Origin of the sequence: Hanamia caeni, from assembly GCF_003721595.1 — a bacterium.
Classification (GTDB): Bacteria; Bacteroidota; Bacteroidia; order Chitinophagales; family Chitinophagaceae; genus Ginsengibacter; species Ginsengibacter caeni.
On sequence record NZ_RJJR01000002.1, the window covers coordinates 76,232 to 90,506 of the forward strand.

General features: G+C 40.2%; 15 protein-coding genes and 1 tRNA gene. 2 read left to right on the forward strand and 14 right to left on the reverse strand.

What is annotated here, in order from left to right:
• Positions 1-94: 94 nt before the first annotated feature.
• From infB to rimP, 3 genes are all read right to left on the reverse strand, one after another.
• Positions 95-2,920 (reverse strand): translation initiation factor IF-2, encoded by a 2,826-nt coding sequence (infB, locus tag EFY79_RS03480; RefSeq protein WP_123119299.1) that lies wholly within the window; start codon positions 2,918-2,920, stop codon positions 95-97.
• 86 nt (positions 2,921-3,006) lie between these two features.
• On the reverse strand, positions 3,007-4,257 hold the full coding sequence (gene nusA, locus EFY79_RS03485; protein WP_123119300.1) for a transcription termination factor NusA: 1,251 nt from the start codon (positions 4,255-4,257) through the stop codon (positions 3,007-3,009).
• Between the two features lie 9 nt (positions 4,258-4,266).
• On the reverse strand, positions 4,267-4,737 hold the full coding sequence (gene rimP / locus EFY79_RS03490; RefSeq protein ID WP_123119301.1) for a ribosome assembly cofactor RimP: 471 nt from the start codon (positions 4,735-4,737) through the stop codon (positions 4,267-4,269).
• Positions 4,738-4,931: 194 nt separating this feature from the next.
• On the opposite strand from rimP, the gene EFY79_RS03495 reads away from it, so the two are divergent.
• Positions 4,932-5,171 carry a hypothetical protein gene (locus EFY79_RS03495; RefSeq protein WP_123119302.1) on the forward strand — a complete coding sequence of 80 codons (240 nt, stop codon included), beginning with the start codon at positions 4,932-4,934 and terminating at the stop codon, positions 5,169-5,171.
• Positions 5,172-5,182: 11 nt separating this feature from the next.
• On the opposite strand, the gene EFY79_RS03500 is transcribed toward EFY79_RS03495, so the two are convergent.
• On the reverse strand, positions 5,183-5,797 hold the full coding sequence (locus tag EFY79_RS03500; protein ID WP_123119303.1) for an HAD family hydrolase: 615 nt from the start codon (positions 5,795-5,797) through the stop codon (positions 5,183-5,185).
• Positions 5,798-5,876: 79 nt separating this feature from the next.
• On the opposite strand from EFY79_RS03500, the gene EFY79_RS03505 reads away from it, so the two are divergent.
• Positions 5,877-5,950: transfer RNA gene (locus EFY79_RS03505), tRNA-Ile, on the forward strand.
• A 251-nt stretch (positions 5,951-6,201) separates the two neighbouring features.
• Here EFY79_RS03505 and EFY79_RS03510 read toward each other — a convergent pair.
• The 10 genes from EFY79_RS03510 to EFY79_RS03555 form a co-directional block, all read right to left on the reverse strand.
• Entirely contained in the window at positions 6,202-6,702 is a 501-nt protein-coding gene (locus EFY79_RS03510) for a flavodoxin family protein (protein WP_262683538.1), read from the reverse strand.
• Positions 6,703-6,865: 163 nt separating this feature from the next.
• Positions 6,866-8,590, reverse strand: a complete 1,725-nt coding sequence (locus tag EFY79_RS03515) for a PQQ-dependent sugar dehydrogenase (protein WP_123119305.1) — start codon at positions 8,588-8,590, stop codon at positions 6,866-6,868.
• A gap of 45 nt (positions 8,591-8,635) precedes the next feature.
• Complete coding sequence (locus EFY79_RS03520) at positions 8,636-9,511, reverse strand: SMP-30/gluconolactonase/LRE family protein (protein ID WP_199727430.1); 876 nt, start codon at positions 9,509-9,511, stop codon at positions 8,636-8,638.
• A gap of 214 nt (positions 9,512-9,725) precedes the next feature.
• On the reverse strand, positions 9,726-10,244 hold the full coding sequence (locus tag EFY79_RS03525; RefSeq protein WP_123119306.1) for a nuclear transport factor 2 family protein: 519 nt from the start codon (positions 10,242-10,244) through the stop codon (positions 9,726-9,728).
• Positions 10,245-10,296: 52 nt separating this feature from the next.
• Complete coding sequence (locus tag EFY79_RS03530) at positions 10,297-10,755, reverse strand: cupin domain-containing protein (RefSeq protein WP_123119307.1); 459 nt, start codon at positions 10,753-10,755, stop codon at positions 10,297-10,299.
• A 119-nt stretch (positions 10,756-10,874) separates the two neighbouring features.
• Positions 10,875-11,861: an aldo/keto reductase gene (locus tag EFY79_RS03535; RefSeq protein ID WP_123119308.1), complete on the reverse strand. Its 987-nt coding sequence runs from the start codon at positions 11,859-11,861 to the stop codon at positions 10,875-10,877.
• 29 nt (positions 11,862-11,890) lie between these two features.
• On the reverse strand, positions 11,891-12,397 hold the full coding sequence (locus EFY79_RS03540) for a cupin domain-containing protein (protein ID WP_233577911.1): 507 nt from the start codon (positions 12,395-12,397) through the stop codon (positions 11,891-11,893).
• A 158-nt stretch (positions 12,398-12,555) separates the two neighbouring features.
• Positions 12,556-12,954, reverse strand: coding sequence for a putative quinol monooxygenase (locus EFY79_RS03545; protein WP_233577912.1), 399 nt, complete (start codon positions 12,952-12,954; stop codon positions 12,556-12,558).
• A 6-nt stretch (positions 12,955-12,960) separates the two neighbouring features.
• Positions 12,961-13,362 (reverse strand): (R)-mandelonitrile lyase, encoded by a 402-nt coding sequence (locus EFY79_RS03550; protein ID WP_123119309.1) that lies wholly within the window; start codon positions 13,360-13,362, stop codon positions 12,961-12,963.
• Positions 13,363-13,403: 41 nt separating this feature from the next.
• Positions 13,404-14,255, reverse strand: coding sequence for an aldo/keto reductase (locus tag EFY79_RS03555; RefSeq protein WP_123119310.1), 852 nt, complete (start codon positions 14,253-14,255; stop codon positions 13,404-13,406).
• Positions 14,256-14,275 lie beyond the last annotated feature (20 nt).

Below are 14,275 nucleotides of genomic sequence, written 5' to 3' on the forward strand. Positions count from 1 at the left end.
TAATTTCTCAAAAATACAATGCTAATTGATGAGTTAATTTTCGGGAAAGTTAAAAGATAGCGTTCTTTTGTTAAGAAAGTGATGGTTTGGAAGCTTACAATGTTCTTTTTATCTCGATTTCCTCGAAAGCCTCTACCATATCTCCTGCTTTTAAATCGTTGTAATTTCTTAAGGTAAGGCCACATTCCATATTGTTGTTTACCTCTTTCACATCGTCCTTAAACCGCTTGAGGCTTCCCAGCTCGCCATTATGGATAATGATGCCATCTCTTACGAGACGTACGCGGTTGTTCCTTGCTATTTTACCTTCCACCACCATACAACCGGCAACAGTAGCCTTATCAAATTTGTAGGTTTCTTTTACTTCTGCAATGCCCAAAACTTTTTCCTGGATTTTTGGTTCCAGCATTCCTTCCATTGCGCTCTTTACTTCGTCAATGGCGTCGTAAATGATTGAGTAGGTTTTTATTTCAACTCCTTCATGCTCGGCTATTTTTGAAGCCTGGAGCGAAGGACGAACATTAAAGCCGATGATTACAGCATCAGAAGCTGTAGCCAACATTACATCCGTTTCTGTTATCTGACCCACACCCTGGTGAACAATGCTCACGGCAATTTCTTCTGTACTTAATTTTTGTAAAGAATCACTTAAAGCTTCTACTGAGCCGTCCACATCTGCACGGATAAGCAGGTTCAATTGTTTGAAATTACCCAAAGCGAGCCTGCGTCCAATTTCATCAAGCGTGATATGTTTTTTAGCGCGGATACCTTGTTCACGAAGAATTTGGGCTCTTCTGTTGGCGGTATCTTTCGCCTCTGACTCATCCTCAAATACTTTGAAAGTTTCTCCTGCCTGCGGCGCTCCGTTAAGCCCGAGCACAAGAACCGGTGTAGAAGGAGGTGCAGAACTGATACGTTGATTTCTTTCGTTAAACATTGCTTTGATGCGGCCATAATGCTGTCCGGATACCAAAAGATCTCCCTGGTTTAATGTTCCGTTTTGAACTAAAATAGTTGCTACGTATCCACGGCCCTTATCCAGGGATGCTTCAATAACGCTTCCGCTGGCTGGCCTTTTTGGGTTTGCCTTTAATTCAAGCAAATCTGATTCAAGCAAAACTTTATCTAAAAGCTCATCTACATTAACTCCTTTTTTGGCGCTGATTTCCTGGCTTTGATATTTTCCACCCCAATCTTCCACCAAAATATTCATCGCTGCCAGTTGTTCTTTTATTTTTTCAGGATTGGCTCCTTCTTTATCCATTTTGTTGAGCGCAAAAACCATTGGCACGTCCGCAGCCTGGGCATGTGAGATAGCTTCTTTGGTTTGTGGCATTACTGCATCATCCGCAGCGATTACAATCACAGCTATGTCGGTAACTTTTGCGCCTCTGGCGCGCATTGCCGTAAACGCTTCGTGACCCGGAGTATCGAGGAAGGTAATGGTGCGGCCGTTTTTTACTTGTACTTCATAGGCGCCAATGTGCTGTGTAATTCCGCCTGCCTCACCTGCAATTACATTTGCATGGCGAATATAATCCAGCAAAGAAGTCTTACCATGGTCCACATGGCCCATGATGGTAACTATAGGAGCCCGTGGAACGAGATCTTCCTCATTTTCTTCTTCCTCTTCCTCATCTATTTCGTTGTGGGTATCTACGTCAATAAATTCTACTTCGTAATTAAATTCACTGGCCACCAGTTCTATCACATCAGCCTCAAGCCTTTGATTAATAGAAACCATGATACCGAGGCTCATGCATTTGCTGATAACATCTGCAAAGCTTACATCCATCAAATTCGCAAATTCACTAACGGAAATAAATTCAGTAACCTGTAGTTTATTTTCTGTAGATTCTTCCCCGACAGTTTCTGCTGCTTCTTCCCGCTTTTGCTTCCGGTATTTGGCTTTAAGGCTTTTACCTCTTCCGCCGGATCCGGCCAGCTTAGCCTGGGTTTCTTTTATCTTATCCTGAATTTCTTTCTCGTCAATTTCTTTTTCTTCGCGACGTGGAGGCGCATTTCTGTTAAACCTGCCGCCCTGTGGCCTGTTATCGCTATGAGGTGGCCTGCTGGGGCCGCCCGGCCGTGGTGGGTGATTGGTTGGTTTTTTATCAACTATAATACGTTTACGCTTTCGCCTCTCATCTGGCTTGGGACGGGTTTCTGTATTAACAGGCAGATCTATTTTTCCCATAATTTTCGGGCCTTCCAATTTTACCGCTTTGATGTTGCTGATAACAGGAACTTCTTTTTCAGGTTCTGCCACAGGCCCTTTGGGTGCTTCTTCAGTTTCAATCGGCGGCTCTTCTTTTGAAATGACGCCCTTTACTTTTCCTTTTGCCTCTTTTTTCTTTGAATCTTTTTTAGGCCTTACCGAAGAATCGATCAGGCTAAGGTCAATTTTATCAACTATTTTAAGACCTTCTACTTCAGGAATTTCTATCTTTTCTATCTCTGCAACCGGGGCCGGCTCAATAGGAACTGTCTCTGCTTTTTCCGTATCATTTTCTACTTTAATTTCTGCCACTTCCGGTGCATCCTTTTGTGGGATTTCACTTTCTTTTTCAGAAATAACCGGCTCAATCATTTCTTCTGCTTTCTCCTCTACCGGCTTTTCTTCTTTTACCGGTTTGGCAGGCTCTTTTTTATTAAATGAAAGATCCTGCTCATCCTTTCTCTTCTTATTTTCTGAAGGCGTGTTTTTTGGAAGATCGATTTGTTCTGCCTTTTGCTTTGCTACTTTATCCGGCTGAAATTCTACCTGCAGGACACGGTACATCTCTTCCGTAAGCTTGGTACTTGGCTTAAGATCATCGCTGCTAAAGTCTTTTGATACCAAAAAGTCTATCAAAGTATTAGTACCTATATTAAACTCTTTGGCCGCAGCCATCAACCGTGGTGTATTTATTTCTGCCATTAATCTTTCCCTACTTCTTTATTGAAGTGATTTTTATTGTTTTGTTTATAGTCAAGCAACAAATAATGTAATTTTATAATTTGCTGCTATTCGTCCGAAAATTCTTCGTTCAATATCTTTTTTACCTCAGCGATAGTTTCTTTTTCCAAATCAGTTCTGCGTTCCAGTTCTTCATCAGACAAGTCTAACACGCTTTTCGCTGTATCGCATCCAATCTTTTTTAGTTCATCAATCACCCATGTTTCCAGCTCATCTGTAAATTCGTCCAGATCCACATCATATTCTTCTACTTCGCCTTCATTATCGCGGAATACATCGATCTCAAGCCCGGTAAGCTCACATGCCAGTTTAATGTTTACTCCGCGGCGACCAATAGCCAGTGAAACCTGGTCAGGCTTTAAATAAACACTCGCGTGTTTTGCTTCCATATCCACATCCATGCTGGTAATTTTTGCGGGTGTTAGCGAACGCTGAATTAATAGTTGAATATTATTAGTCCAGTTGATTACGTCGATATTTTCATTTTTTAATTCGCGAACGATGCCATGAATACGGCTTCCTTTCATACCTACACAGGCGCCAACCGGATCGATACGATCATCAAAACTTTCTACTGCCACTTTAGCTCTTTCTCCCGGGTCGCGAACGATTTTCTTAATCACGATGAGGCCGTCAAAAATTTCAGGAACTTCAATTTCCAGCAATTTAGCGAGGAATGAATTATCTGTTCTGGAAACGATGATTACTGCCTGGTTGTTTTTGAGTTCTACATTTTTTACAACTGCTCTTATGGTTTCGCCTTTCTTGAAATAATCCGAAGGGATTTGTTCTGATTTCGGAAGCAACATTTCATTTCCTTCTTCATCTAACAACAAAATTTCCTTTTTCCAAACCTGGTAAACCTCACCTGTGATGATATCGCCGATCCTGTCTTCATACTTTTTAATAAGAATATTTTTCTTAAGATCGTTAATGCGGCTGGCTAAGGTTTGTTTGCCTGCAAGTATGGCCCGGCGGCCAAATTCTTTTTGAATATCCACTTCCTCATATAATTCTTCGCCTACCTGGTAGTCAGGCTCTATTTTGATGGCATCTTTATATTCTACTTCCGTGAGCGTATTATACAAGTCATCATCCTCAACGATGGTGCGGCGCCTGAAAATTTCGAGGTCACCTTTCTGGTCGTTAACGATTACATCAAAATTTTCATCAGATCCGTATTTTTTGCGGATTAATGTTTTAAAGACATCCTCCATTACTTTCATTAAAGTAGGCCTGTCTATATTTTCAGCGTCTTTGAATTCCTGGAAGGATTCAATTAAATTGATACTTGCCATACTGTTATTTTAAAAAGTTATCAGCACGGTGGCGTGCTTTATCTGATTAAACAATATTGTTGTCGTTTTTTTTGTCATTTTATTTCCTTTACCTGATTGTTGTTCTATTTTAATTTCATTTTCGTTTACATCAACAAGCGTTCCTTCGGATTTTGATCCATCGTGCATCACTACCTCCAGCTTGCGGCCTATATTTTTCTTAAACTGTCTTAATAACTGCAATGGCCTGTCAACACCGAAAGAAGATACTTCCAAAGAAAAATTATGAGATGCAAAAACCTGGGTTTCCTCTATAAATTTATACAGCGCTTTATTGATAACTGTGCAATCGTCAATAGTGATTCCGTTGTCGCCATCCAGCAAAACGGTCACCTTATTTCCCGGCGCTATTTTTACCTCTACCAGAAACAGGTCCTTTTTGTCTTTAATAAAATCCTTCACAAAGGTTTCTATTTTCTCGCTTTCCGCAGAGATGCCCATGTTCTTGTTATTTTCAAATAAAAGAAGGGAACGCTTCCGTTCCCTTTCACTAATCTTTTACGCTTGCAAAGATACATTAATTAGAAATTACGGTCCAAATTATGTTTTGCCGCGCGCCATTACTTAACAAATTTTTGATGCTGTAGAAATTCGCGTGATAGGGCTAATTGATTGAAAACCTTTATTTTTGTTAGATGAAATTTTTAGAAACCGCTCTTGAAATATTTCTGTTGTATCTTTTATATAAATTCATTTTTGATTTTATAATACCGGTGTATCAATCGTCAAAGAAAATAAAAAAACAATTTGGTGAGATGCAGGAAAAGATGCAAAATGATCTAAGAAATTATAAAAATCAACAAGCTCCTCCACGCCAGGAAACCACTTCCACCAAAGAAGGCGATTATATTGACTTTGAAGAAGTTAAAAAATAAATCCTGATTTTTTATAGCCCCACTGTTTCAATTCTCATTTCTGGCGTTAACAGCAAGGTTTGCAAGCCTGCTTTTCCCGCTCCATGGATGTTATTTATTGAATCATCAATGAACAAAGTTGTTCCGGCGTCAATTTGTAAATCATTTATCACCCACTCGTAGCAATCCACATCAGGTTTTCGAAGGCCGATTTCAAAGGAATAAAATGCCTTATCAAAAAGTTGCTCAAACGATTTACTTCTTTCCTTTTGATGGTAAATTTGATAGAAACAGTTACGATGAATATTATTAGTATTGCTTAATAGAAAAATTCCAAACCTCGGCGTAAGGGTTTTCAGGTAACTGAGGCTGCCTTCCCTAAACGACAGCAGCATTGCATTCCACGCTTTATTGATTTCCTGCTCAGAAAGGTGAAGGCCCGTGCAGAGGTTAAATTCTTTGTAGAAATTTTCTTCAGAAATTTTGCCGGTCTCGAGCTTTTGAAAGAGTTTATCAGCCGCCACCTGTGAGTACATTTCATCAAAATTCGCAACGCCGAGCTTTTCAAAAGCTTTGCGCGTAAGGTTGTAATCAATGTCGAAAAGGACGCCGCCAAGGTCAAAAATTATATTTTCTATTTTCTGCATCTTCAAAGAAAATTAATTCTGTCGACTTAGCGAATTTTTCTATTTTTGCAAACCTTAAAATTATTTGAAAAAGATAATAGGGCCTATAGCTCAGTTGGTTAGAGCACCTGACTCATAATCAGGTGGTCCCAGGTTCAAGTCCTGGTGGGCCCACTTGAAAATCAAGTATTTATGTTTTAAAAATCATAAATGCTTTTTTTATTTGCAAACAATTTGCAAACAAAATGGCCTTAAATCGGGAATAAAAGACGTGACTCATCTCCGGAATTTGAATGATAAAGGGGATTACAAAAGATACTTGGACTTGCTGAAAAACGTACCACTTTCTTTACTTGTTTAAAATAAAAGAACGTGAATGCCGGTGATTTTGAACAGTATCATTTAAAGCAATTATTTAAATACTTTTAAAGCATTCCTATTTTTTGCAACCACTTCCTCACTTCATCCTGCGCCTGTTTTTCTTTTTCTCCTTTCATTACAAAGAAAACGCCATCTCTTTCGATTCCTCCTTTGGTAGAAAATCCTTCCAATACTTTACTGTTCGGGCAAAGTTTTCTTACGGTTTCAAAACCACTTCCAACGCCATAACCCGCATTGGTATTAAAAGGGATTATCGTTTTTCCGCTTAAATCATATTGATGTAAAAAACTTTTCATGGGCGGCGGCATTTTCATATCCCATGTAGGGAAACCAACAAATACAACATCGTACTTTTCTATGCTATCTATTTTTGTTTTTAATGGAGGCAGGTAGCCGTTTGCATTTTCATCAACCACTTGTTGAACTGTCGCTTTATAATTTTCAGGATAAGGTTTTTGCAATTCAAGCGCAACCAATTTTCCGCCCACATTCTGCTGTATTATTTCAGCAACTGCCTTTGTATTATTTGTCCTTGACAAATACACAATTAAAATGTTTTCTTTATTTACATTTTTAGCGATTGTATTTTGTGACTTTGATGAACAGGATATCAGCCCGAAGAATGCCGTGAACAGCAATGTGAAAGTCCATTTAGATTTAATGATTTTTAAACGTATTAATTAACCAGGCAGATTTTTCATCTGCTCTTTATAAAGATTTCATATAAGAGACGAGCCGGTTCACTTCTTCTTTCGTTAGCCGACTTTCGTAGCTTGGCATGACAGGCATATATCCCTCCACGATTTTCGCGTTTGCTTTTACGATAGATTCGTGGAGATAATCTTCGTCTGCTATTACAGTATGGCCGCCTTGCAGACTCACTTTGCTTCCGTAAAGCCCAAACAGGGAAGGCCCGGTGGAAGCAGGAACCTTCGGATCAACCGTATGGCAAGTAGCGCACTCCATCTGTTTGAAGAGTTCCGCCCCGGTGAGTGATGAAATGTCAACGGTTTTCGCAGGATCAACACTGGTTGATTCCGTCTTCAACGAACTCTTCGTGTTGGTCGGCGAAGTTGTTTTTCCGGTGTAAACGACGCGCCAGATACGACCCTTTTTATAATCTGAAATATAGAGCGCTCCATCCGGTCCCATTGCAAGGCCCATCGGACGGTATTTCGCTGCGCCGCGATCTGGAATTGGATTTATCCCTGCGAAACCATCAGCAAAGGTTTCATAATTGCCGGATGGTTTTCCATCTTTGAAAGGTACAAACAAAACCTTATAACCTCCTTGTGGCAGTGGAGCGCGGTTCCATGAGCCCATGAAGTCGATGAACGCGCCGTTACGATACCGTTCGGGAAACTGCTTGCCGGTATAGAAAAGCAAATCATTAGGCGCCCAATGGCCGGGAAAACCCATAACAGGCTCTTTGAACTGACCGGCAAATTTGCTTTCAGAAATAGTTATTTTACCGTTCCCGCCATATTCCGGTGAAAGCATCAATTTACCTTTTCGTTGGTCGTAGTATCCATAAGGCCAGGCAAACCGGTCGCCTTCTTTAACCTGGTACATCGCCTCTGCCGGAAGTTCCGCACTTTCCTCTTCGGTATAAAAATCCGGCCATAGCGTGTGCAGTTGGTCGCGTCCATGCTGCATCACAAAAAGCGAATTTGTGGTAGTATTCCAGTCAAGCCCAACCACGTTGCGCAGACCGGTGGCATAACGGGCAGCCGCACTAAAAGTTTGGTTTGTTTTGTTCGCATCAAAGCGCCAAATACCGCCGTGTTCTTCCAATAAAGGACACGGTTCTATTCCCGGGGAACCAGGAGTACGCTCTTCTACCTGGCATGCATTTGAGGGAGCGCCAACGGCTACATAGAGGTGACCGCTTTTATCAAAAGTGAATGATTTAGACCTGTGAGATTGTTGTTCCGGGAAACCACTGACCACCATTTCCGGTTCACCTTTGGGGACGAGTTCACCATCTTTGGGCATAGGCCAGCGATAGACAGAAGTGGTATTGGAAGCATATAGATAGCCGTTGTGAATGGCTATGCCCGATTCCCACAAAATACCTTCTTTGGTTTCATTCATATTTCCAAAGTATTTGATGATGTCTGCCCGATGGTCGCCATTGGTATCACGCAGTGCTACGATGCCTCCTTGCTCGCTTCGTGTTTTCATATAGATATCGCCATTATCCGAAACAGCGATGTGGCGGGCACTGTGGTCGTCGCGCAGACCAAGACTATCAATTACAACGGTTGCGCAAAACCCCTCGGGCAGCGTAATTCCGCCGTTATCCGGGTCACATATAACCCCGGCGGTTGCGTTTTTCTGTTCAGAGTCATTGCATCCGGCTATCAGCATTATTGCAGGAAGAAACAGAACAGTAAACAAACAAATACCGCGAATTTTTATTTTGATATTCATACAGGAATGGTTGTATTATTCATGGAATAAATGGAAAGAAATGGCTTAGTCGATCGGTATAAATGCAAGGCTGTTGTTTGCATTCATTGGGATGACCAGTTGATTCGTCTTGCTATCATAACACATGGAAGCGGCGCTGGGAATATTTTTTGCAATTAACTCAGCAGGCTTACTCGGTCGAATCCTGGACACACCCCCATTAAAGACACTGCACACATATTTTGTACCATCGGGCAAAATGACAAGGCCATCGCTTCCTGGTTGCGCCGCGGTTTCTGTTTTTAAAAATTTACCATCTTGTGAAAAAGTCAGTACATCGGCATTCCCGGAATTAACAACAACAATATTGCCTTGCGGATCGAAAGCAATACCATTAGGTACGTTTAAAGGCGCACCTTGCACGAAAACCGTTGCTTCACCTGCAGGTGTTACTTTCCAAACCTTCCAGGTTTGCGGGTTTGGATTGGGTTTGCCAAAATCACCAGTTTCCGTCCCGTATATCGTGCCGTCTTCTTTCACTTCAATATCATTGATCCAGCCGGCATCTTCAATTCTAACTTCACCGATTGGCTCTCCGGTCTTCATACTGAATTTGCGGATAACGGCAACACTTGGATCATCTTTGCCTGTACCGCCATCGCGGTCGGCCAGGTACAAAATGCCCTTCATGATATCACTGCCAAACGGTTCATTTAATATAAGAGACGGGGAAAGTTTTTTACGTTCATCCGGCCGCTGGACGCCAATCCATCTTACAGTATGAACAGATCCATCGTCGTTGATGAGGGAAACCCAGGCATCATTAGCCTGCATAGATTGTGGCAGGCCACGGTTTGGAACCACTATGAGTTCGCTTTCCGGATCATACGAACAACTTTCTGCTGAATAGATGCCGCCATAGACTTTTACATTGGATGACATGGCTTGAAAGTTCCCATCGGACGGTGGGTTGCCGGAAACACCAAGCGGTTTCCCAACAGAATAGGGTTTTGATTCATCGGCCTGCTGGGCAAACACTGGATTAGTAAGTAGGCCAGTGCTTACCAAAGTGACAATGCCAAATGTGAAAAGACGCATACAAGAATTTATTTTTTTCATCGCTTTATTTTTTTATGGTTATTTATTGGCGTGAATGCTACTGCGTGTTATTATTGCTATTACTGTTTTTCATTTTTACGGGCCTCATCAGGTGGGAGAAAGTGAGCTGAGCCATTTTCCATTTGCCGTTTTCTTTGATATATACTTCGGTCACCATAAAAGGATTGGTAACTTCCCTTCCGCCAACAACAGCCAGCAGGTCAATATCATTTAAAAGAATTGCCGTGTTGTTGTCATTAAACAGGTTGACTGTAACTGAGTAAACCTCAGCTTTCTTATACCATATACCACCGCTTTTAATTGTTTCAAGTTCTGGTTGTTTTCCCCATGTTCCTCCCATGTGAGTAAACATACATTTGTCATCAAACAGCACATTCAAAGAATCTACATTTTTATCGGCCATCCAATCCCATTTTTGTTTGGAAAGGTTGATAATTTCCTGTTGTTCAGGTGTGTTATTGGTGGAAGTTTTAATGGTTTCGGTGGGCGGCTGCTGTGCAAAGGACGATTGCACAATCATTGTTAAAAGAAACAGCCCGATTATTTTTGCTTTCATGTGTTTTAATTTATATGGTTTATAGTTAAGAAATTTTGTTGTGGAATGATGTTTATTTTACGCTATTATATTCTGCATCGGTCACTCTTTGCAGCCATATTGTTTTTCCTTTTTCTGAGGGCGAAATGGCAACATAAGCAAAGCTGCTGTTTGGCGCTGCCGCGTGCCAATGCTCTACGCCAGGTGCGCATTTGATAACATCGCCTTTGTGTACCATTTGTACTGGCTTTCCTTTTTCCTGGTAATAGCCGGTGCCTTCGGTAATTAATAAAATTTGACCGCCGGGATGAATATGCCAATCTAATTTTGAACCCGGTGCATAGACCGCTTGGGCTACACCGAATTTGAAAATACTATCCGGCTTACTTAATTCATTCAGCCAGATAGTTCCGGTGTAATTGTTCGTGTTTTTACCTATTTCTCCTTTTGGAAAAACTGAAGCGTCCTGTGCCATCACTGTAGTAGAAAGAGCAACAAGCAATACTATCATTAGATATAGCGATTTTTTCATGATTTTTTATTTTGATTTACTTAAATATTTTGATTCTAATATTCCACAGTAAACGAACAAATTCAGACAATTCCTATTTTGTTCAAATTATCACATTAGCAAATAAGTCCTTTAGCTAATTACAACCCCGTTGTTTTTTCCAAAGCTTCCGGATAGCGGCCGCCTTCTATTTTAATATGCGAAGAAACTTCTTCAATCTGTTTTAATTCTTCCGTTGTGAATTCAATTGTTGCCGCACCAATATTTTCTTTTAAGCGATGCAATTTTGTTGTACCCGGAATCGGTACAATCCATGGTTTTTGTGCAAGTACCCATGCCAATGCGATTTGTGCAGGCGTTCCATTCTTTGCTTTGGCATATTCATCAATTAAATCTAACAATGCCTGATTTGATTTTCGTGCATCTTCTGTAAATCTTGGCAAAGTATTTCTGAAATCACCCTGTTGGAATTTCGTATTTGCATCAATTTTTCCGGTAAGAAATCCTTTGCCTAAAGGACTATATGCCACCAATCCAATTCCCAATTCCTCAATGGTTGGAATAATTTCTTTTTCATGCTGGCGTGTCCATAAAGAGTATTCACTTTGTAAAGCACTAACTGGTTGTATCGCGTGTGCACGGCGAATAGTTTGTGCGCCTGCTTCTGAGAGTCCGAAGTATTTCACTTTTCCTTCTTTAATTAAATCCTTTACCGTTCCGGCAACATCTTCAATCGGTACATTTGGATCAACACGATGCTGATACAATAAATCAATCACATCAACTCTTAATCTTTTTAAAGAACCTTCAACGGCCTTTCTTATTTGTTCCGGTTTGCTGTTTACGCCTATTGATTTTCCATCCTGAATATTGAAACCAAATTTGGTGGCGATGATGACTTTGTCTTTGTAAGGTTCAAGTGCTTCACCCACCAATTCTTCATTGACATAAGGGCCATACACTTCGGCGGTATCAAAAAAATTGACACCCTGCTCTACTGCTTTGCGAATGAGATTAATTGCATCTTCTTTTTCCGGAAAAGGATAATAGGAAAAACTCATTCCCATACAACCTAAGCCTATAGCGGAAACTTGGAGGCCCTGGTTTCCTAATTTTCTTTTTTGCATGATGTTTAATTTTTTACAATAATGAAATATTATTTATGGATAGAATTATACTCTTCATCCGTTACCGGCCCAAGCCAAACCGTTGGCCCGTTTTCTCTTCCCGTTATGGCAACCTGTATAAATTCACTATCAGGGCTTGCACCATGCCAGTGCGGAACATTGGGCGGGCACTTTATCACATCACCTTTGCGAAGTATTTTTTTGGATTGTCCTTTTTCCTGGTAGTAACCAACGCCATTGGTCACTAATAATATTTGTCCTTGCGGATGTAAATGCCAGTTGCTTCTGGCGCCGGGTTCAAACGTTACATTTCCAACGGATGTAGAATTAAGGCTATCCGCATCCATCAACATTTGCAGGTAGACTGTTCCCGTAAAATTTTTATTCGTAATTTTTTCTCCTCTCGGAAAAACAAGTACTCTTTCCTGCTTTGTATTTTCCGCCTTTTGATTCTGGTTGCAAGCCGCAAAAAAGATAATTGCAAGTGACAGGATATATTTAAAATCAGGTTTCCTCATTTTTTCAATCTTTTTCAATCCATATTAATTATTAAAACAGGAATCGCGTTTATTTGTTCTTTTACTGGCGACAGGTTTTTAAATTTTGTGATTATTGCCGATATTATTTATCAAGTCCTCTGCTGATTTCCTTTTTTGTATGATTTTTAATTTTTTGCGATTTAATTATTGTTGTGTTATTTTATTTTCATATCAGATATAAGGGGATTGGCTGCAACCAATTCAAGTGACTTAACCATTTTCATTGTACCTGTTTTATATTTTACGAAATGAGGTGTCTTTATATGTTCCTTGTATGCAGTGGTATCCGCATAAATTTCTAAAATCGTGATGTGTGTGGATTTATCTTTTTCGGACACTGCATACAAAGTAAGAACGCCTGGCTCCATACGTATAGAAGTTTCAATTTCTTCTTTAAGCATGGCTTTATAATTTTCAAGTTGAGCCGAATCAATAACAAGTTTTGCCAGCCGTACCATTTGATTTTTTTTCTGCGCAAATGTGTTACTGCAAAAAGAAAAGCTTATCATACTTATCGTAAAGACAAGGCGCAAAAAGAACCGTGGAATTTTCATCTTTTTTTATTTAGAGCTACTATATTGTTCATCAGAAACTTTTTCCATCCATTCAACTACTTTACCATTTAAATTTTCCTGTGTGGCTATATGTGTCATACCCGTAGTAGATGTAGCGCCATGCCAATGCTTTTCATTTGCTTCAAACCAAACGATATCGCCCGGATAAACTTCTTCAACAGCACCACCTTCTCTTTGCACCCAACCAGAGCCGGATGTAATAATTAAAGTTTGTCCTAAAGGATGCGTATGCCACGCAGTTCTTGCACCTGGTTCAAATGTAACGCTGGCAGCGGCTGCACGTCTCGATTCATTTGGTTGAAACAAAGCATCAATACGCACTGCACCTGTAAACCAATCTTCCGGTCCTTTTGCAGAAGGTTGAGAACCGATTTTTGTAATTTTCATGATAATTGCTTTTTATTTTTTTAATGAGCATAAACTATAAGTTAAACATCCAATTTTCTTTCTCCCAGCCATTTCACCATTGCAGGGTCACGATGGTCGAAGAACAGACTTGCATTGGTATCTAATGTTTTAATGGCTTCCATATCTTCTGCACTTAGCTCAAAATCAAAAATGTTGAAATTCTCTTCCATTCTTTCTCTGTGCGTTGACTTTGGAATAGCAACGATGCCTCTTTGCGTAAGCCAGCGAATCACAACCTGTGCAATGGTTTTGTTGTATTTCTTTCCGATGGAAAGCAACAACTCATTATGAAATAAATTGTTTTTGCCTTCTGCAAATGGTCCCCAGGATTCTATCTGCACATTATTTTCCTGCAGGAATTTTTGTGTTTCAATTTGCTGGTGGAACGGATGCGTTTCAATTTGATTGACGGCCGGAACAATTTCATTATGAATAATCAAATCTATCAACCTGTCAGGTTGAAAGTTGCTTACGCCAATCGCTCTCACTTTTCCCTCTTTATATAAATCCTGCATAGCTCTCCATTCACCATATATATCGCCGTAAGGCTGATGGATAAGATATAAATCCAGGTAATCCAACTGCAATTTTTTCAATGAATTTTCAAAAGCTTTCTTTGTTCCTACATAACCTTTGGATTGTATCCAGAGTTTGGTGGTGATAAACAATTCTTCTCTTGATATGCCACTTCTTTTTATTGCTTTACCAACGGCTTCTTCATTTCCATAAGATTGAGCTGTATCAATCAAACGATAACCCGTTTCAATGGCATCAACCACGCTTCTTTCGCATTCATCCAAATCTTTTACCTGGAAAACGCCGAACCCCGGGATGGGCATTTCTATTCCGTTATTTAATTTTACTTGTTGCATTTTTTATTTTTACAGGACAA